General features: G+C 69.7%; 20 protein-coding genes and 2 pseudogenes. 16 read left to right on the top strand and 6 right to left on the bottom strand.

The window, feature by feature from the left end:
• Positions 1 to 28: 28 nt before the first annotated feature.
• The 5 genes and pseudogenes from ACIQRW_RS26710 to ACIQRW_RS26730 form a co-directional block, all read right to left on the bottom strand.
• Complete coding sequence (locus ACIQRW_RS26710; RefSeq protein ID WP_403764778.1) at positions 29 to 691, bottom strand: monooxygenase; 663 nt, start codon at positions 689 to 691, stop codon at positions 29 to 31.
• A gap of 60 nt (positions 692 to 751) precedes the next feature.
• Positions 752 to 904: pseudogene (locus ACIQRW_RS26715) on the bottom strand (FAD-dependent monooxygenase); the annotation flags it as partial.
• A gap of 218 nt (positions 905 to 1,122) precedes the next feature.
• Positions 1,123 to 1,668, bottom strand: a pseudogene (locus ACIQRW_RS26720) (FAD-dependent monooxygenase); the annotation flags it as partial.
• Between the two features lie 67 nt (positions 1,669 to 1,735).
• Entirely contained in the window at positions 1,736 to 2,668 is a 933-nt protein-coding gene (locus ACIQRW_RS26725) for a VOC family protein (RefSeq protein ID WP_403764716.1), read from the bottom strand.
• Between the two features lie 57 nt (positions 2,669 to 2,725).
• A complete protein-coding gene (locus tag ACIQRW_RS26730) occupies positions 2,726 to 3,592 on the bottom strand; it encodes a fumarylacetoacetate hydrolase family protein (protein WP_403764718.1) in 867 nt (288 codons plus the stop codon).
• Between the two features lie 290 nt (positions 3,593 to 3,882).
• Here ACIQRW_RS26730 and ACIQRW_RS26735 point away from each other — a divergent pair, with 290 nt between their 5' ends.
• A complete protein-coding gene (locus tag ACIQRW_RS26735; RefSeq protein ID WP_403764720.1) occupies positions 3,883 to 4,683 on the top strand; it encodes a FadR/GntR family transcriptional regulator in 801 nt (266 codons plus the stop codon).
• Between the two features lie 71 nt (positions 4,684 to 4,754).
• Positions 4,755 to 5,411, top strand: coding sequence for an HD family hydrolase (locus ACIQRW_RS26740; protein ID WP_403764722.1), 657 nt, complete (start codon positions 4,755 to 4,757; stop codon positions 5,409 to 5,411).
• A 62-nt stretch (positions 5,412 to 5,473) separates the two neighbouring features.
• On the opposite strand, the gene ACIQRW_RS26745 is transcribed toward ACIQRW_RS26740, so the two are convergent.
• On the bottom strand, positions 5,474 to 6,286 hold the full coding sequence (locus tag ACIQRW_RS26745) for an IclR family transcriptional regulator (RefSeq protein WP_403764724.1): 813 nt from the start codon (positions 6,284 to 6,286) through the stop codon (positions 5,474 to 5,476).
• 379 nt (positions 6,287 to 6,665) lie between these two features.
• Between ACIQRW_RS26745 and ACIQRW_RS26750 the strand changes: the two genes are divergently transcribed.
• The 14 genes from ACIQRW_RS26750 to ACIQRW_RS26815 all read left to right on the top strand — a co-directional run bounded on the left by ACIQRW_RS26750 (position 6,666) and on the right by ACIQRW_RS26815 (position 19,218).
• Positions 6,666 to 6,935, top strand: a complete 270-nt coding sequence (locus tag ACIQRW_RS26750) for a nickel-binding protein (protein ID WP_403764726.1) — start codon at positions 6,666 to 6,668, stop codon at positions 6,933 to 6,935.
• A gap of 19 nt (positions 6,936 to 6,954) precedes the next feature.
• Complete coding sequence (locus ACIQRW_RS26755) at positions 6,955 to 7,917, top strand: TAXI family TRAP transporter solute-binding subunit (RefSeq protein ID WP_403764727.1); 963 nt, start codon at positions 6,955 to 6,957, stop codon at positions 7,915 to 7,917.
• Positions 7,918 to 7,920: 3 nt separating this feature from the next.
• Entirely contained in the window at positions 7,921 to 8,967 is a 1,047-nt protein-coding gene (locus ACIQRW_RS26760) for an NAD(P)/FAD-dependent oxidoreductase (RefSeq protein WP_403764729.1), read from the top strand.
• Positions 8,955 to 9,302, top strand: coding sequence for an indolepyruvate ferredoxin oxidoreductase subunit alpha (locus ACIQRW_RS26765; RefSeq protein WP_403764731.1), 348 nt, complete (start codon positions 8,955 to 8,957; stop codon positions 9,300 to 9,302). Before ACIQRW_RS26760 ends, ACIQRW_RS26765 begins: the two co-directional genes overlap by 13 nt.
• A 13-nt stretch (positions 9,303 to 9,315) precedes the next feature.
• Complete coding sequence (locus tag ACIQRW_RS26770) at positions 9,316 to 10,497, top strand: FAD-dependent oxidoreductase (protein ID WP_403764732.1); 1,182 nt, start codon at positions 9,316 to 9,318, stop codon at positions 10,495 to 10,497.
• 24 nt (positions 10,498 to 10,521) lie between these two features.
• The gene (locus tag ACIQRW_RS26775) at positions 10,522 to 11,217 is read left to right on the top strand and encodes a class II aldolase/adducin family protein (protein WP_403764734.1); all 696 of its coding nucleotides are present in this window, start codon (positions 10,522 to 10,524) and stop codon (positions 11,215 to 11,217) included.
• Between the two features lie 50 nt (positions 11,218 to 11,267).
• Positions 11,268 to 11,924, top strand: a complete 657-nt coding sequence (locus ACIQRW_RS26780) for an MBL fold metallo-hydrolase (protein ID WP_403764736.1) — start codon at positions 11,268 to 11,270, stop codon at positions 11,922 to 11,924.
• Between the two features lie 34 nt (positions 11,925 to 11,958).
• Positions 11,959 to 12,333, top strand: coding sequence for an antibiotic biosynthesis monooxygenase family protein (locus ACIQRW_RS26785; RefSeq protein WP_403764738.1), 375 nt, complete (start codon positions 11,959 to 11,961; stop codon positions 12,331 to 12,333).
• A 134-nt stretch (positions 12,334 to 12,467) separates the two neighbouring features.
• The gene (locus tag ACIQRW_RS26790) at positions 12,468 to 13,151 is read left to right on the top strand and encodes a hypothetical protein (protein WP_403764740.1); all 684 of its coding nucleotides are present in this window, start codon (positions 12,468 to 12,470) and stop codon (positions 13,149 to 13,151) included.
• Positions 13,148 to 13,678 (top strand): hypothetical protein, encoded by a 531-nt coding sequence (locus ACIQRW_RS26795; RefSeq protein ID WP_403764742.1) that lies wholly within the window; start codon positions 13,148 to 13,150, stop codon positions 13,676 to 13,678. Before ACIQRW_RS26790 ends, ACIQRW_RS26795 begins: the two co-directional genes overlap by 4 nt.
• A gap of 53 nt (positions 13,679 to 13,731) precedes the next feature.
• Positions 13,732 to 14,823: a cupin domain-containing protein gene (locus tag ACIQRW_RS26800; RefSeq protein ID WP_403764743.1), complete on the top strand. Its 1,092-nt coding sequence runs from the start codon at positions 13,732 to 13,734 to the stop codon at positions 14,821 to 14,823.
• A gap of 73 nt (positions 14,824 to 14,896) precedes the next feature.
• Complete coding sequence (locus ACIQRW_RS26805; RefSeq protein WP_403764774.1) at positions 14,897 to 15,760, top strand: fumarylacetoacetate hydrolase family protein; 864 nt, start codon at positions 14,897 to 14,899, stop codon at positions 15,758 to 15,760.
• 781 nt (positions 15,761 to 16,541) lie between these two features.
• On the top strand, positions 16,542 to 17,558 hold the full coding sequence (locus tag ACIQRW_RS26810) for a LacI family DNA-binding transcriptional regulator (RefSeq protein WP_403764745.1): 1,017 nt from the start codon (positions 16,542 to 16,544) through the stop codon (positions 17,556 to 17,558).
• A 388-nt stretch (positions 17,559 to 17,946) separates the two neighbouring features.
• Positions 17,947 to 19,218: an extracellular solute-binding protein gene (locus ACIQRW_RS26815; protein WP_403764747.1), complete on the top strand. Its 1,272-nt coding sequence runs from the start codon at positions 17,947 to 17,949 to the stop codon at positions 19,216 to 19,218.
• The last annotated feature ends 114 nt before the right edge of the window (positions 19,219 to 19,332 follow it).

Genomic DNA, 19,332 nt, shown 5'->3' on the forward strand with positions numbered 1-19,332 from the left:
CCTGGGAATCTACCGTGCGGAGCGATCTCTACCCTTTCAAGGGATTGACAGGTTGCCGGATGTGCGAGCCCGCTGAGAGGTGCTTCGTTTCCGGCGCGAGCTGTTCGGCCGCGGCGGTGAGCGGCTCGGGTGTCGAGGCGCGGTCCGTGTCGGTGGCCGGCTGCTGCAGTTGCTCGCGTAGCTGGCCGACCAGGTCTCGCAGGCCCGGCCCGTCGGTGGCGGCGCCGAAGAGGTAGAAGTCCGGCCGGATGACGGCGGCGATGTGTTCGTGCTCCCGCATGTGGGGCAGGTAGCCGTCGGGTGTGTCGAGGTAGCCCTCGGCCGGGGCGCTGTCGGCGTACAGGGGGACGATGGTGGCACCGATGGCCGTGAGGAAGTCCCGGTCGGCGGCGTCCAGTGCGTCGAGCGGGGCTGTGCCGTCGGTGAGGATCGTGAATCCCGCGCCGGTGAGGTCGTCCAGCGGAGCGGTGCGGCCTTCGTGGGTGAGCGTGTACTGCGGTGTCAGGTGGCCGACGTTCGGGGCGCGGGTGCCGTCGGCTGCGCGCTGGAGGACGCCGTCGCCGAGGACGGGCGGCGGCGGGGCCGGCAGCGCGTGCCTCGGGTCGGCTCCGGCGGCGATCATGCGTTGGTCGCGGGCGGCGGCCTCCTCGGGGTCGAGAACACAGATGACCTGCCCCAGAGCCATGGACATGCTGATGGCGTGCTGGACGTGTTCGTTGCGCTCGGAGGTGTAGGTGTCCAGCAGGTCGGGGGCGGCCCTTCCGTCGAGAACGAGGTCGAGTTTCCAGGCGAGGTTGATGGCGTCCCGCATTCCGGAGCACATGCCCTGGCCGGCGAACGGCGGCATCTGGTGGGCTGCGTCGCCGGCGAGGATGAGTCGGCCTTCGCGCCAGCGGTCCAACAACGGGCCTGGAAGGTGTAGACCGTATGCCGCTCGATGGTGGTGTTCTCCGGCGTGCGCCCCCAGGGCTCCAGCAGCCGCCAGGCCGTCTCCAGGGTGTTGAGCTGCTCAATGCTTCCGTGCGGCAGGCGCAGGAACTCCCAGCGGCGCCGGCCCGGGCCGCCGGAGACGATGGTGGTGGGCCGCTTCGGGTCGCACAGCTGCCAGTTCATCGGGGACCATGCGGCCTGCTCGTGCGGCTTCGTGTCGATGATCAGCCAGTCGTAGAAGAATCCCAGGTCGGTAATGGTGGTGGTCATGCGGGTGCGGACGAAGCTGTTGGCGCCGTCCGCACCGATGACGTAGCGGGCGCGTACTTCGCCCGGGCTGCCTGGTCCGTTGGTGACCAGGCGAGCGTGGTCCTCGGTGTGTTCCAGGTCGACGACTTCGCAGCCCCGGGAGACGGTGACCGTCGGGAGGTCTTCGGCGGCGTCGGCGAGGACGGCTTCCAGCTGGGGCTGGGAGAAGAAGCTGGCGGTGGGCCAGCCACAGGGGCCGTCGCCGGACCAGTCGATGCGGACCAGTGGTTCACCGTCGGCGTTGCGCCATTCGTAGTGGTCGGGCACCGGATCGGTGATGGCCCGCACGTCCTTGCCGACGCCGGCGGCCTGGAAGATCCGGCCGATCTCGTCGTCGAAGTGGACCCCGCGCGGCAGGTCGTAGGGGCGGGGCCAGCGCTCCAGGGCGATGACGTCGTGCCCGGCCCGCCCCAGGAGAAGGGCCAGCATCTGGCCGACGGGCCCGAAGCCGACGATCGCGACATCGTGCACCTTCGAAGAGTTTCTGCTCACGGCTCTACCTCGACTCACTGTGGGTGCCGGTCATCAGGGCGGCGAGATCCTCGGGGGCGAGGAAGGACGGCGGGGGCGGTGGCCCCCAGTTGAAGAGGCCCTTGGCGCCTTCCAGGACCTCCGGCGTCCACAGCTGGTCGTCGACGATGCAGTCCATGTCGGAGTAGTACTCGCTGAAGTTGCCGGCCGGGTCCTTGAGGTACCAGAAGAAGTTGGAGCCCGCGTGGTGGCGTCCCAGGCCCCAGATGTGCCACTCGGGGTGGTCCTCCAGCATCGCGGCGGCGCCTCGGCCTACCTCGTCGATGTCGTCGACCTGCCAGGAGGAGTGGTGCAGGAAGGTGACCGGCGCGGCCAGGACCAGGATGTTGTGGTGGTCGGTGGAGCAGCGCAGGAACGCCCCGTGGTCCTTGATGTAGTCCGACGCCTTGAAGCCGAGCCCGTCGCGGAAGAACGCGGTGGTGGCCTCGAAGTCGGTGGTACCGACGACGACGTGCCCGAGCTTTCGGGGCCGTATCCGGTGGGTGCGCAGGACGCCGGGCGCGCGGGCGCCGGTGCGGTCGGTGCGGCCGGGGCCGTTGTAGACGGCGGCCGCGATCGGGCGCTGGGTCCACTGGGGGACGACTTCGAGGACGGCCCGTACGGCAGTGGCTTTGTCGTAGGCGGTGAGCCTGCGCCGGTTCATGTCGAGAGTCGACTCGGTGCCGAACTGTTTGAGGCGGGAGGCGGCGGATGCCAGGTCGTCGGGGGTGTCGGCGCCGATACGTACCTCCACCAGGCGGCGGGTCGGCGCGTGGACGATGCGGAGCTGGCGTCCGCCGTCCTGGGTGGTGAACCAGCCGTCGCCGTCGGGGGTGAGACCGAAGTCGGTGTAGTAGGCGGCGGTCTCGGCGGTGTTGGGGACCCCCATGGTGAGGGAGCTCAGCCGGTGCAGTGCCATGGGGGACTCCTTTGTCCGTCGGGTCCGTCGGGTCCGTCGGGTCCGGCGCTCAGGCGGTCAGGCGTTCAGGCGGTCAGGCGGCCAGGCGACGAAGGTCTGGCGCAGTTCGCCGATGCCCTTGATTGTGCTGACCAGTTCGTCACCGGCGGTCAGCCAGCGCTGGGGATCCCGGTCCAGCCCCACGCCGGCCGGGGTGCCGGTGAAGATGACGTCGCCGGGCAGCAACGGCAGCACCGCGGACAGCCCGGCGATCAACGCGGGCACCGAGAAGATCAGGTCACGGGTGCGGCCCTTCTGGACCTCCTCGCCGTTGATCGCGCACCGCAGCTCAAGGTCGTCGGGGTCGTCGAACTCGTCCGGGGTGACCAGCCACGGCCCGATCGGCGTGAACCCGGGGCGGGACTTGCCCAGGCTGAACTGCGGTACGGGGCCCGCCAGCTGCGAGACCCGTTCGGAGATGTCCTGCCCGACCGCCAGACCGGCGACGTGACTCCAGGCATCGGCCTCGGCGACGCCTTCGGCGCGGCGCCCCATGACCGCGACCAGCTCGACCTCCCAGTCGGTGTGGCCGCCGGCGGGCAGCTTCACCTCGGTGACCGGACCGCTGATGCTGGTGACGAACTTGGTGAACACCGGCGGCAGCCCCTCGGGCGCCGTGAACCCGGACTCCGCGGCATGATCGTGGTAGTTCAGGCCGATCGCCAGCGTCTGCCTCGGGGCCGGGACCGGCGAGCCCAGCTCGGCCGGGTCGAACGCCACGCCCTCGGGCAGGTCGGCGGCGCCGGCCCAGGCCCGGAACGCCTCCCACCGCTCGAAGACGGCCTGCGGGTCGGCGGAGAAGCCGCCGTCACTGGCCTGTTCGACGTCGACGGCCCTGCCGTCCACGACGAGGACCAGACGGCCGGAAAGGTTGGCGATGCGCACGATGTGTCTCCCGAAGGGGAAGAGGGAGCGGGACGACCGAAACCGTGTCGGCGGACGACGCTCAGCTGCCGTGGGTCCAGCAAGCTCCTGCCGGCGGCGGCACGGAAGTCCTTGCTTCACCCGCCATCAATTCAGCATGATGATTGCGTTGATATTGCGTGCGGATGGCGGCAGCGTCAAGAGTGCGGAGAAAAACAACCATGATGAATATGGGGAGACGAGGGGAGGCAGCTGTGACGTCCACTTCCAAGGCCGGCGCGCACACTCATACCGAGGGGCAGGGGGCATCCGTGGATGACGATGCTCCTGACCTGCGCCGCGGCGGTCCGTTCAGCGGCCACGCGGCCCCGCCCCGCGCGGGCCGCCGCGCTGAGGGCTCACCGCGGGCGGCGGGCCCGGGACGCGCCGAAGGCGCGGCCGAACGGATCGCCGTGCTGGTCCAGAGCGTGCAGCCCGGAGAGCGCCTGGGCACCAAGGAGGAGCTACGCACCCTGTGCGAGGTGTCGGTGGGCACCTTCAACGAGGCGTTGCGCCTGCTGCAGGCACGCGGCTTGGTCACGGTCAGGCCCGGGCCCGGCGGGGGGCTGTTCAGTGCCCGGCAGACACCGATGGTTCGCCTCGGCAACTCCGTCCTCGCCCTGGACGCGCAGGAAGCGGATGTCGCCGACGCCGTACGCATCCGCGACGCGCTCGACCCGCTGCTGATCGAGGACGCCCTCTGGCACGCCTCACCTGCCGACATCGCGGGGCTGCGCGAACACCTCACGGCTATGGAGCGGGCCGTTGCGGAGGCCGACCCCGTCGCCTTCGTCCACGCCAACTGGCGCCTGCACGCCGCCATCGCCGCGATCAGCCCCAATACGCTGCTCGGTTCGCTCTACACCGGCCTGCTGGACCTGATCGAGGGCCACACCCTGTCGGTGCTGCCGGCGGGCGAACAGCCCTTGAATGAGTACATCGCTCACCGCCATACCCTGCACCGCGACCTCGTCGACGCCCTCGACCGCCGTGACCGCGACGAGGCGATGCGTCTGATCCGCGAGCACAACACCACGTTCACCGCGGGCGACGGCCCGCGCGGGACCGTCTGACCAAGCGGTGGCCGGATGCTTCCGGATGCCGGGTCACCTGTCGGCCCGGCGGCGCGTGCCACGATGGGCCGATGAGTGACGAGCGCCGGATCCTTCTTGCCGAGAAGACCCCCTTCCCCGACGACCTCGACGAGCGACTGCGCGCCCAGCTCACCTTCCTCGTCGAGGTGGACCAGCTCAAGACCGTCCTGCGCCAGTCCCCCCTCGCCGCGGCGGACCGCCGCGAGAACGACGCCGAGCACTCGTGGCACCTGGCGATGATGGTGCTGGTCCTCGCCGAACACTCCGACCGGCCCATCGACGTGGGGCACACCGTTCAGCTCGTTCTCCTGCACGATCTGGTGGAGATCTACGCCGGTGACACCCCCTTGTACGACAGTGACGCGGGGAGCGGTCAGCGCGAGCGGGAAGTGGTCGCGGCCGACGAGCTCTTCGGCCTGCTTCCCGCAGATCAAGCACAGCGCATGCGGGTTCTCTGGGACGAATTCGAGGAGCGTCGCACTCCCGAGGCCAAGTTCGCCAAGGCGATGGACCGGCTGCAGCCACTTCTTCTCAACTGGATGGCGCGCGGCGGTACGTGGCGCACTCCGGGGGTCACCGCTGACCATGTCCGGACCCGCAAGGCCGTGATCGGGGAGGCGTCCGTCTCGCTGTGGGAGGCTGGGCGACGCCTCATCGACGAGGGCGAGGCACGCGGCTGGTCGAGACGCGCCACGCCCCAGGGGTGACGGAGCCACGCCGGCTGTTCTGCCGCGGAAAGGGGCACGGCAGCAGAGGCTTGGACGCGGGCTCAGTGCATCTGCTTTTCGAGATTCTCGATGACGGGGCGGGCGGTGGCAGCGGTGGTCGCCGCCCACGTGCCGACGGCGCGGGAGCGGGGGGCGGTGACCGTGATGGCCGCGCGGGGACGGCCGTCCTTGCCGCGTACCGCGAGGGCCACCGCGCTCACGTCCGTCTCGCTTTCGGCGGTGTTGACCGCATAGCCCAGCTCGCGGGTCTCGGCCAGCTGTTTGCGCAGTACTTCCAGGCTCGTGACGGTATGGGGTGTCGCCGCCTCGAGCTGTCCGGTCGGATAGAGCGTGCCCAGCTCCTCTTCCGGTAGGGCCGCGAGTATCGCCTTGCCGGCCGCGGTCGCGTGGGCGGGGAGCGTCCAGCCGAGTCGGCTGCCGGTACGCAGCACGCGCCGGCTCTCGATGCCGTCCAGGAAGAGCATGTCGGTGCCGCGGAGCACGCCCAGATGGACCGTTTCGTCGGTGAGGTCGCGCAGGCGCGTCAGGGCGGCGTGAGCGGCGGTGCGGAAGTCGAAGTTGCGGAAGACCGCCAGTCCCAGGTCGACCAGTGACGGACCGGGCCGGTAGCCGCGGGAGAACTCGTCCTGCTCCACGAAGCCGTGGTGGCCGAGTGTCGTGAGCATCCGGTGGACGGTCGACCGGGAAAGTCCCATGTCCCGGGCCACCTGGTTGACCCGGAGGACCTCGTGGTGCTCGAACAGCCGCAGCAACCGCAGCACGTTGTCGACCGCGCCGATCAAGCCCGAGGGGCGTCGAGCGGCGGCGTCTTCCTGGGCATCCTGTGCATGACTGGCGTCCATCTCGTCTTCCACGCAGAGCACCGTAGCGCACGAAAATCCAGCCCCACGGTGCCGATTTCCATGCGTCGATCGCCCGCCAAGAGCCCTGCGGCCAGCGGGAAACCTCCCGGGACGGCAACCGATCACCTCCCGGCCCGGCGAGGAAAACCTTCCCTGGTCAGCCGACCGCCCCGCCCGCGAACTCCGTTCAGAACGCTGGCAGTTGACGGTGCAAAGCTGCGCTCGCTCGACCCTCGCGGGCCTTCCGCCGACCAATTGCCCGAGCAGCAATCGGCGTCAAAGTCCAGTCTTGCGCCACCGGCAGGGCGGTAGCAGACTGCGGAACACCGTCCCACTGGATGCCACATTGGCGTCGTGCTGATGGATCATCCCCACGATTTGGGAGTGCAGAATGCCCCTTTTCCTGAGTTTGCACCAGGCCCCCGGGTTGTCGCAGGAAGAGATCGCCGGTTACGCCCCCGCGGTCGCCGAGCAGGTTCACGCCACCTTCCGCCAGCTGTACGTCAACACCGACAGCGGCTTCATCGCCACGCTCTACGAGGCGCAGGACGAGAAGGCGGTTCAGGAGGAGTTCGAGCGGATCGGCTTCCCCTACGACGCCGTTCACAAGCTCGATGTCGTCATGGACGGTGCCGCACTGCAGGCTCTGAGCGGCGAGTGACGAAGTGGCCAGGGATGCGATGACCACCGAGCCTCGGCTGGACCGGCCGGTCACCTTGCACTTCCGGGGGGACTGGGGGCAGGCCAACATGCACCGCATGTGCGGCTGGATCGCTCAGGAGATCGGCGACCGGGCCCCCGAGGGTTCCCAGTTCGCCATCTGGTCGGGGCGGGGCGGGCGGGACACGATCGCCGCCCTCCAGGCGCGGGAAGCCGACGTCGCCGTACTCACCCCGACCGCGGCCGTGCGGATGCTGCACCGGGCCGGCGAGCTGGAGGGCCTGGCGGCACTGGGGGTCGTCGGCCAGCGCGACCGGCTGGTGGTCGCCGTGGACGCCTCCCTGCCGGTCGCCACGGTGGCCGACCTAGCCCAAGCGGACCGCCCGTTGCGGATCACCACCTCACCGGACGACGGCGTCAACCTGATCGGCCTGGCCGCCTACCGCGCCCTGCGGCTCGCCGGAGTCGACACGGACCGGCACGCCTTCAGCTATTACGAGCGGCCGTTCCCGGCCATCGCCCGCTTCGCCGACGGGGAAGCGGACGTGTTGATCCACGAGGCCATCATGACTCCGCACTGGCAGCGCATCGACCGGGTGAGGCCCGTGAGGTACCTGCCCTGGGGTGATGCCGTGCTGGACGGCTTCGAGGCTGAGGGCTGGGGCCGGGCCGTGGTGCCGGCCGGCTACCTTCCGGGCCTGGCCGAGGATCTCACGACGCTGGACTTCTCCGACTTCGCGGTGCTGTGCCATGAGGACTTGGCCGACGATGTCGCCTACCTGGCCACCTGGTGCATGGTGCAGACCCGGCGCGCTCTGGAGGTCCAGTACGCCCACATCCCTCCGGACCGCTCGCCGGTCACCTACCCGCTCGTCCCGGCCGACATGGCGCGCACCCCGCTGCCGCTCCATCCGGCCGCCGCCAAGGCGTACGACGATCTGGCCGGAGCCCAGCTCCCCGACGACGCGCCGATCTGGAGCTGACCCATGCCCGTGCCCGCGCCGGACACGGCGGATCTGCGCACCGAACTGCTCGTCGTCGGAGCAGGGCCGGCCGGTCTCTTCGCCTGCTTCTACGCCGGGATGCGGGAGCTCGACGTCGTCCTGCTCGACAGCCTGCCGCACCTCGGAGGCCAGGTCGCCGCCCTGTATCCGGACAAGCCGATCTTCGACGTCGCCGGTTTCCCCGCGGTGACCGGCCGCGAACTGGTGGACCGGCTCGCCGAGCAGGCCCACCTGGCCAAGCCCCGCATCCTGCTCGACGAGGTCGCCGAGATGCTGGAGCACCGTCCGGACGGCGTGCGTGTGCGCACCAGTGCCGGCCGGTGCGTCGAAGCCGGAGCGGTCCTGATCACCGGCGGGATCGGCCGGTTCACCCCGCGCCCTCTGCCCGCCCTGGCCGGGTGGAGCGGAGACGGAGTGCACCACCTGGTCGGCGCGCCGGAGGAGTACACGGGGCGGGACGTGGTCGTAGTGGGAGGCGGGGACAGCGCCGTCGACTGGGCGAACTCGCTTTCCCCGCACGCCCGCCGGGTCACCCTGGTGCACCGTCGAAGGCGCTTCAGGGCACACGAGCGCTCTGTGGCACAGCTGACGGCCGGCGACGTCAGCATCCGGACGAACAGTGAGATCGCCCAGGTCAGCGGTAGCACTGGCAGCGGTCTCGAGGCCGTCTCCGTGCGCGACTGCGGCACGGGCGCCCTCACCCGCGTTCCGGCGGACGTCCTCATCCCCGCCCTGGGGCACATCGCCTCGCTCGGCCCGCTGACCGGCTGGGGCCTGCGGCTGTCCGGCCAGCAGATCGAGGTGGGCACCGACATGACGACCGGAGTCGCACGTGTCTGGGCGGCCGGGGACATCACCACCTACCCCGGCAAGGTCCGCCTGATGGCGGTCGGCTTCGGGGAAGCGGCCACAGCCGTCAACAACCTCGCCGTCCGTCTGCGGCCCGGCGCAGACCTCTTCCCCGGTCACTCCTCCGACCGGGCCACCGCACCGAGCAACGAGAAGGAGGCAGCACCATGGCGTACGTGATCGACGAGAAGTGCGTCGGGGAACTGGACGGCTCCTGCGTCGACGCCTGTCCGGTGGACTGCATCTACGAGGGCCTGACCAAGCGCTACATCAACCCCGCGGAGTGCATCGACTGCGGGGCCTGCCTCGCCGAATGCCCGGTGAACGCCATCAGCGCCCCGGCCGACATCACCGACCGCACCTGGGCCGAGGACAACAAGGCGTTCTTCAGCCTGCCGCTGCCCGGCCGCGAGCAGGCGCTCGGCGACCCCGGCGGCGCCATGGGCACCGGGCCGGTCGGGGCGGACACCGCCCTGGTCGCCGCCTGGCGCCTCGAGAACCACCCGGACGAATGAGGAGCGCAATCACATGCAGCACATCCCGATTCTGGTGATCGGGGGCGGGATCGGCGGGATGACCACCGCTCTGGCCCTGGCCAGGCAAGGACTCGACGTCCATATCGTCGAGCAGGCACCGGAGTTCACCGAGATCGGCGCCGGCCTCCAGCTCGCCCCCAACGCCCTGCGCGTGCTGGAGCGCCTCGGAGTCCTGCCGGAGCTGGCCAAGCACGCCGTCCGGCCGCGCAACGTGGTCTTCCTGCACGCCGACACCGGGCAGCACCTGACCACGATCGACCTCGGGGAGCCGTTCCGGCAGCGCTACGGCCACGCCTACACCGTCCTGCACCGCAGCGATCTGCTGAACATCCTGCTCCGGGCATGCCAGGACGACGCCCGCGTCACCCTGGAGTCCGGCCGGCAGATGGTGGAGGTGCACGACCGGGGCGACACGGCGGAGGTCGTCTTCGCGGACGGCGAGGTCTACCGCACCAGCGCGCTGGTCGGCGCCGACGGCCTGTGGTCGCGCACCCGCGCCCTGCTCTCCGAGGACCGGCCGGTATCCGACCACTACGTGGCCTACCGCGGCCTCCTGCCGATGGACCAGATCACCATCCCCGTCCAGCTCGACGACGAGATCATCTGGATCGGACCAGGCAAACACCTGGTGCAGTACCCGATCAGCGGCGGCCAGAACTACAACCAGGTCGCCGTCTTCCACAGCCGCGCCTTCCGCCCCGAGATCGAGTTCACCGAGGACTGGGGCACCCCCGCGGAACTCGACGAGCGGTTCGCCTCCTCCTGCGACCAGGTCCGCAGCGCGGTGAAACTGGTCAACCGGGACCGCCGCTGGGTGATGTACGACCGCGAACCCCTGCAGAACTGGACCCGTGGCCGGATCACGCTCCTGGGCGACGCCGCACACCCCATGGTGCAGTACCTGGCCCAGGGCGCCTGTCAGGCCATCGAGGACGCCGACTGCCTGGCCCGCCAACTCGCCGAACACCCCGGCGACGTCCCCCGCGCCCTCGCCGCCTACCAGGCCGAGCGCATTCCGCGCACCTCACGCATCCAGCGGGTCGCCCGCGACTGGGGCCACGTCTGGCACGCCGACGAGGGAGTGGTCCCGCAGCTGCGCGACCGGGTCTTCACCCGCCGTCCCAACGACGACTACACCGACCTCGACTGGCTGTACCAGCCGGTCGCCCACTGAACGCACCAGCCAGGGGAGGCGGGGATGAAGGAAGAGACCGAGCAGGTCGTCGGCGCGAGCCAGGCGCTGGCCGCAGCCGGGCTCAGCGACATGGTCTGGGGGCACGCGGCCGTCCGCGACCGCGAGGGCAGGGGGGTGTGGATGAAAGCCTCTGGCTGGGGCTTCGAGGAGGTCGACGCCGACCGAGTCGTCCTCGTCGACCGGTCCGGCGACGTCGTACACGGCGAGGGCAAGCGGCACCTCGAGTACCCCATCCACACCGAGATCATGGAACGACGGCCGGACGTCGGCTGTGTGGTCCACACCCACGCGCCCGCCCTGGCCGCGTTCACCTCACTGGACGTCCCCCTACGAGCCCTCTCGCACGACGCCGTACCGTTCGTCGAACCCCAACTGCCGCGCTTCACCCGCACCGGCGCACTGATCGCCGACCGGGAACTGGGCGCCGCACTGGCCGAGACCCTGGGCGACGCCAACGCCTGCCTGATGCCGCAACACGGTGCGGTCACCGTGGGACCGGACGCCGCCACCGCCGTCATGTACGCCGTCCTGCTCGAACGCGCCTGCCGCACCCAGCTGATGGCCGCGACCGCAGGCGGACCGAAAGTGTGGTCGGACCCCGAAGAGGCGGAGTTCAAGCGCCGGCAGGTGTGGAATCCCGGGCAGCTGGCGGCCGGATGGCACTACCTGCAACGGCTGAACCAGCGCGGCACACCGTGACACCGCCGTCGGCACCCGGCCCCCACCCGATCCTGCGACAGGAGCAGATCATGAAACTCACCCACTTCGGCCACGCCTGCGTCCTGGCCGAGTTCGACTCCGGCGAACGCGCCGTGCGCGTGCTCCTGGACCCCGGCACCTACTCCGCCGACTTCGAGGACCTGACGGACCTCGACGCGATCCTTCTCACTCACGAGCACCCCGACCACCTGGACCCCGACCGCATCACACAACTCGCCAAGACGAACCCGGCCGCCCGGATCATCGCCGATCCCGGCGCCGGCGACCGGCTGCGCGAAGCAGGGCTTACGCCCGAGGTCGCGCGGCCGGGGGAGAACCTGACCATCGCCACCGTCACCGTCGAGGTCCTCGGCGGCGAACACGCCGTCATCCACCCGAACTTGCCCTGTGTCACCAACAACGCCTACCTGCTCGACGGCAGACTGCTGCATCCAGGCGACGCCTTCACCATTCCCCCCTCCGACAAGCCTCTCGACGTGCTCCTGGTCCCGGCTGCCGGGCCCTGGATGAAGGCGAGCGAGGCCATCGACTACCTGCGCCGGCTTGCACCGCGCGTCGCCGTGCCGATCCACCAGGGCGGACTCGCCGAGGTACATCGCGACCTGCACCACCAGCTGCTCACCAACCTGGCCCCCGACGGCACCCGGGTCGAGGTCCTCGAACCGGGCACGGCGCACACCTACTGAGCAGCCGCCACTCCATCCTCCGGAAGGCAGAGCCGTGATCCGACTCGGCGAACTCGACCCCGCCACCCCCTTCCCCGCCCAGCTCCAGAGCACCGGTGACGACGGCCCCGTCACGCTCTTCAACACCATCACCGCCCCCGAGGGACACGTTCCCGAGGTAATCCAGGCGTGGACGGCGGACGCCGCGTTCATGAAGGCGGCTCCCGGCTTCGTACGGGCGCAGCTGTACCAGGGAACCGCGGGGAGCAACGTGCTGGTGAACATCGCCGTCTGGGAAACCGTCGAGCAGCTGCGCGAGGCCTTCAGCAGCCCCGAGTTCCAGACGAACCTCGCCCACTACCCCGACGGAACGGTGGCCACCCCCCACCTGTTCCACAAGAGAGCCGTCGCGGGCATCTGCGTCGGCTGAGCGCTGACGCGTCGGTGAACGGCGGCACCCGCGCCCGCGCCTCCCCGCCGACCGGGCAGCGCCGCCACGTGAGGAACGCCGGCGCCGCATCCACAGCCGCCATGCCAGCAACTCGTCATCGTCAGGAGCATGTTGTGAACCACATCCCCCCGCCCGACCCCGACCGCGAACCGCTCAAGGTCAACATCTTCGAGCGGATGTCCGGGGCGGCAGCCCAGCTGCTCCCCATGTTTCCCTACGACGACGCCGGCTCCGTGGTGCCCTGCGGGGCCGTGATGTCGGGCGGCCCGGACGAGGAGTACGGCCACTTCTTCCACGGCAACTCCGTCGCCGAGGTCGTCGTGGTCTACGGCTCGGACCGGTCGATGCTGTCCTCCGGGCAGATCTTCGCGACCCAGCCGCTGCACGGGGTCAACTCCTTCCTCCGCGACGAGAAGGACCCCGAGGGCTTCGCGGTCATGACGATCACGCAGCACCAGTCGGAGGACGGTGACCAGCGGGAGACCCTGCTGGCACGGTGCCAGAAGTGCAAGGCCGAGCTCGTCCGGGTCGAATACGACGCCACGCCCTACGGGGTCGAGGGCCACGACCCCACCCAGTTCGGCGCCGAGGACGACCGGGTCCGCCCGTTCGCGACGATCGCCGGGTCCGAGGAGTTCGTCCGGCAGCGCAACTCCGACGACGGACGTACCTGCAAGGAATGCGAACACGTCAACCCGCCCTTCCCGGCCGCGCAATGGGGCTGGCAGCGGCAGAACACCCAGACCCGCGCCGTCAACCGCGCCTACCACGCGCTGATCAAGGAGACGAAGTCGTGAACCGCCGACGCATGCTGCACGCCCTGAAGGCGGCCCAGGAGACCGGCGACTACGAAGACGCCGCAGTCCTCCACGAAGCCGTCGACCCGCAGATCTACCTCTCCCGCAACCACCTCCCGCAGCCCTTCCACCTGATCTGCTCCAAGGACACCGTCCTCACCCAGCTCAGCGGCGGTGCGCACCTCACGCTGCGCGACAGCTCCGTCAACTCCTTCCGGATGACGGTCGGTGACATCGTCTACATGCCGGCGGGCACCCCGCACCGCATCGTCCCCACCGAGGAGGGCGTCTGCCTGCGGTACATGCCGCTGGCCGCCGGGATGATCGGGGCGGTCTGGTACTGCCCCGGCTGCGACGCCGAACTCTGGCGCCATGAATGGGAGCACTCCAACGACTCCCCGGCCGCCGGCTTCTACGCCGACGCCTGCTCGCGCTTCAACGCCGACCCGGGCCGCACCTGCGGAAAGTGCGGAGCCGACCATCCCGCCGTCGACCTGGCCGCCTACGGCTGGCAGCAGGCGGACTGACCCGGACCGGAGGCGACCGCCCGACGCCGCCCCCTCAGCCAAGGAGTACGACCATGGCCACCCAACGCTTCCAGGACGACGACCCGAATGTCGACGGCCTGTACGCCGACCTGGCGGCAGCCGACCTCCAGCCGCTGTGGCGCCAGGAGGGTCTGCTGCCCCGCACGCCCCAGCGGCTCACACCGCACCTCTGGCGCGGGAAGACCCTGCGCGATCTGGCCGAACGCTCCGGCGAGCTCATCGGCATCGACCGCGGCGGAGACCGCCGGGTGCTGGCCCTGGCCCACCCGGACCTCGACGGGCTGCCCTTCGCCACCCACACCCTGTGGGGCGCCGTGCAGTACCTGGCCGGCGGAGAACTCGCCCCCGCCCACCGCCACAGCCCCGCCGCCCTCCGGTTCACGCTGCAAGGCAGCGGCGTGTGGACCCTGGTCAACGGGGACGCCCTCCACATGGCACCGGGAGACCTGGTGCTCACCCCCAGCTGGACCTGGCACGAACACCACAACCCGGGCACCGAGCCGATGCTGTGGTTCGACGCACTGGACCTGCCGCTGGTCCGCAACCTCGACGCGGTGTTCTTCGAACCGGGCGGTGAGGAGCTGAGCCCCTACCAGCCGGAGAAGCGATCCCGCTCCGAACACCACTTCACCGCGCCCGGTCTGCTGCCCCTCGGCGCGGGCCGAGCGGTCACCGTCGAAGAACCGGGGTCGGACCGTTTCTCCCACCTGCTGGCCTACCGCTGGGAAACCGTCGACGCCGCCCTCTCCAGCCTGCTGCGGTCCACCGGCCACCAGGAGGCCGCGATCCGCTACACGGACCCGGGCACCGGCCACGACATCATGCCGACCCTGCGCGCCGAACTCCACCGGGTCCTCGCCGGCCACCGCACCGCTTCGACCCGCCGGGCCGGCAGCGCCATCTACGTCGTCTTCCACGGGTCCGGCGCATCCGTCATCGGCGGACGACGCTTCTCCTGGAACGCGGGCGACATGTTCGTCGTGCCCTCCTGGGCAGCCGTCGACCACGAGGCCGAGGAGGACGCCGACCTCTTCCGGATCTCCGACGAACCGGTCCTCGAAGCCCTCGGCCTGGCGCGAACCGAGCAGACACCCTCGCAGCAGATCCCGGCGGACCGGGCCTGAGCCCCCTGCCCGCCGCCTGAGCTGAACCGATGAAGACACGGAAATCCTCTGAAGGAGAGCAACCTTGCGACTGGTGAGTTACAACGACGGCCGGGTCGGCCATTTGACCGAAGACCGGGTGATCCCCGTCCCGGGAGCCCCGACGATGCGGCAGGTCATCGAAGACTGGGATCAGGCACGGCCCGGTCGCGGGGAGGGCTCGGGGCTGGCCGTGAGCGACGTCCGGCTGCGGGTACCGATACCCGATCCCTCGAAGATCATCGCCGCGCCGGTCAACTACCGCGACCACCAGGCGGAGATGAGCACCGACTCCCAGGTGGGCGCACTCGGCTTCTTCCTCAAAGCCCCCTCCTCCCTGCTGGATCCGGGAGCCACCGTCCAACTTCCCTACCACGACCGTCGCTTCGACCAGGAGGGCGAACTCGCCCTGGTCATCGGCCGGACCGCACGGCACGTCAGCGAGCAGGACGCACTCGACTACGTCTTCGGATACACCGGCCTACTGGACATCACCATGCGAGGCGGCGAAGACCGCTCGACCCGCAAGTCCTTCGACACCTTCACCCCCATGGGACCGGTCCTGGTCACAGCCGACGAGTTCGGAGACCCCGAAGCGGTAGAACTGCACTGCTGGGTCAACGGAGAACTCCGGCAGAAGGCCAACACCCGCGATCTGATCTGGGGAGTCGCCCAACTGACCGCCTACGCCTCCTCCGTCACCACCCTGCACCCCGGCGACGTGATCACCACCGGAACCCCAGCAGGAGTCGGCCCGCTCCAAGCCGGAGACACCGTACGCCTGACCCTGTCCGGCCTGGGCACCGACCTGGCGGTACAGGTGGCAGCGGACCACGCGGTCGCCTCCCCGACCTCCGGACACCACAGCGGTCCGGTACCGCCCCCGGCACCGCCCCAGGCCCCGGCAGCACGAGGCTGACGGGAAATAGCGACGGGGCTCAAGCGGCCGGAAACATGGGCGCCGACAGCCGAGGACGTCCAGTACCACCATCGGCCATGGGAGGTTCTCCTTGAGGGAGTTGGATCAGCGGTCGCGTGACTACGCGATGCGGGGGTCAACCGGCCGGACCGCCGCGGCGGGGAGTACGGAGGCGGGGACCGGCTCCTTACTCGGGCACTGCATCCGTACGAGGTCGCGAGGGCGCTGGCGATCTGAAGGCCCGTCCACCTTGGTGACAAGTTCCGAAGTCACCGGGAGCGCGTCCTCGATGAGGGCGCCCGGCACTCCCCAGATGGAGAGGGTAGCCGCGGCGTGGTGGCGGGCTGCCGCTGCGGAGCGAGTGTGCCCGCCCAGGGGCAGGTGGCTGCTGCCGGATGCCCCTCCCCCTGGCGCCCTTTCTCAGCAGTTCATCAACCCGACTCAGTCGCGTCGCGGCAACCTGGTCACTTCAGGCAGCCGAGGGGGGTGCCGCGCCGCCTGCCCTCGGCGTTGCGTGACGGCTCCGGGGGCGAGGCCCGCTGACGCTGGCCGGAAGTCGCCGCGCCTGGTCGTTGGAAGTTGCTAACTCAAGTTAATGATGGGTAAATACCGATGGCTGCGGGCCTGGAGGATCTATCACTCTGCCCTGCCTCCGGCGCTCAGCTGTAAGGTGCCGATAGCAGACGTCACGCGTTACTAATCGTTTAGGAATACGGGGGCAGCTATGTCGGCGACGTCGCCGGGGCGGGCCGCAGGTGGTGCAAAGTCTCGACCCACGTCCGTGGATGTCGCCAAGGCGGCGGGGGTGTCGCGGTCGGCTGTTTCGTTCGCCTTCAACAGCCCGGAGAAGCTGTCCGCGGCGACGAGGGACCGTATTCTCGCGGCGGCTCAGGAGCTGAGCTACGTGCCCAACACGCTGGCGCGGATGCTGAAGGCAGGGCAGACGCAGTCGCTGGGTGTTCTGTTGCCGCAGAATCTGGCGCGGGTCATGGAGAACCCCTACTACGCCCGGTTCCTGACGGGCGTGGGCCAGGTCTGCGACGAGCAGGGCTACACCATGCTGCTCACCCCGCCGCTGAGAGACTCGATGCTGAAGGCCATCCCGTACGCCGCGGTGGACGGGTTCATCGTGTGCGGCCTGGAGCACGACCGCGGAGAGGTCGCCGAGCTCAAACGCCGGGGCATCCCCTTCGTCCTCGTTGACAGCAGTCCGAGCGAGGACGTCTCAAGCGTGGACGTCGACGACGAGGCCGGTGCCTTCGAGGTGATGCGGCACGTACTGGACCTCGGCCACCGGCGTATCGCCGTCCTGTCCCTCGATCCTGGTCCCGAGGTTGCCGAGCGTGGCTACCGGGGCCCCCTCGCGCGCAGGATGACGGGGATGGCCAACGCCCTGGACGCGGCCGGCCTGCGAATGGAGGACATCTCCCTCATCGAGGTGGCGGTCACCCGCATGGACGGCTTCCGCGCCACCAAGCGGATCATGGCGCAGGACCCGCCGACGGCGATCGTGGCGATGTCGGACATTCTGGCCTTCGGCGCGCTGGACGCTCTGCACTATCTGGAGCTGTCGGTGCCGGGGGACGTCTCCGTCACCGGGTACGACGACCTGCCGGAGTCGTCCTGGATGCGTCCCCGTCTGACCACGGTGCGCCAGGCCATCACCACGAAGGGGCGGACTGCGGCCGACCTGCTGTTCTCGGCGATCCGGGATGAGGACCAGCACCCTCATCAGCTCCTGGGTACGCATCTGATCGTCCGGGACTCCACCGCGCGCATCGAGATCCCGCCGCACTGACGGACACCCGTAAGCCGATCACCCGCAGCCCTCTGACGCCGGTCTTCCTGGCGGCCGGGGGCTGTCGGCGTGCTCCCCTCCCCTCTGTATCCGCAGGTCAAGCACCTTCCCACCGCTTCGCCTCTGACGAGAACTGCACGTTACGCAACCGTTAACTAACTGGTGTTAATAACCTGCTAACGTCTGCGGCATCACAGAGCTCGCGAGGCTCGATCCGGACGGGGCGGCGCATCTGCCGCCAGTCCGGGGAGCCATCCGCGACCCCGGCCGCTCGGCATACCGTTTGCGCGAGAGGTGCATGTTTGCTTGCTTTCGCCGGTTCCGTCCCGCTGCCGGCGAAAGCACCGGGCTCGCCGTTTCGGATCAGTTCTTCCACCGAGGAGTTCCTATGCGCCGTGGTATTGCGGCAGCCGTCGTCGTAGCGGCTTTGACCATCTCAGCGAGTGCCTGCTCCGGCGGCAGCTCGGACTCCGAAAGCTCCGGCCCTGTGACCATCACCTGGTGGGACACCTCGGACGCCACCAACGAGGCGGGCACCTTCAAGGCCCTGGTCAAGGACTTCGAGAAGGCCAACCCCGACATCAAGGTCAAGTACGTCAGCGTTCCCTTCGGCGACGCCCAGACCAAGTTCCAGACCGCCGCCGGCAGCAAGGGGGCGCCCGACGTACTGCGGGCCGACGTGGGCTGGACCCCCGGCTTCGCCAAGGCCGGTTATCTGGCTCCGCTGGATGACACACCGGCGGCCGCCGAGTCCGGGATGTTCGCGCAGAACCTGATCGAGCAGGCCAAGTACGAGGACAAGCTCTACGGCATCCCGCAGGTCACCGACACGCTCGGCCTGATGTACAACAAGGAGCTCTTCGCCGAGGCGGGCATCAAGAAGGCCCCTGCCACCTGGGATGAGCTCAAGAAGAACATCACGGAGGTGAAGGAGAAGACCGGCGTCGACGGCTTCGCCTTCAACCCGCAGGCGTACTACGCTATGCCGTTCCTGTTCGGCGAGAAGACCGACATGGTCGACGCCGACGCTCAGCAGATCACCCTGAACTCCCCGGCCGCGGTCAAGGGCATCGACACCCTGAAGGGTCTCCTCAAGGCCCCGGGAGCGCGGAAGCTCGACACCACCAGCAACGCGTACGCCAACATCATGGATGCTTTCAGCAGCGGGAAGGTCGCCGCGATCATCCAGGGCCCGTGGGAGAACGCGAACGTCTTCAAGGGCGCGGCGTTCCAGGACAAGGCGAACCTCGGGATCGCGCCCGTGCCCGGCAGCGGATCGGCTCAGGGAACTCCGCTGGGCGGGCACAACCTGGTCGCCTACGCCGGTTCCGACGCGGCCCACCAGAAGGCGTCGCAGAAGTTCATCGCCTTCATGACCTCCAAGGACTCACAGGTCAAGGTCGCCACCGCCAACGGCACCCTCCCGACCCGGGAGGACGCCTACACCAGCGAGGTGACCTCCAACCCGGGCATCGCCGGCTACGAGAATCTCCTGGCCGCGGGGATTCCGCGCCCGCCGCTGGCGCAGTACTCCTCGCTCTACGTCCCGCTGGAGACCCAGCTCATCAAGATCATCTCGGGTCAGGAGGGCACGAAGGCGGGCCTGGACAAGGCCGCCGCCGAGGCCAAGAGGCTCCTGCCGGACTACTCCACCTCATGACGGCGCCGGGCGGGGGCCCCCCCCCCCCCGGGGGGGGGGCCCGGGGGGGGGGGGGGGGGCCCCCCCCCCCCGGGGGGGGGGGGGGGGGGGGGGGGGTGTTCGCCAGCACCCGAG

Source organism: Streptomyces sp. NPDC091287 (assembly GCF_044768525.1).
Classification (GTDB): Bacteria; Actinomycetota; Actinomycetes; order Streptomycetales; family Streptomycetaceae; genus Streptomyces.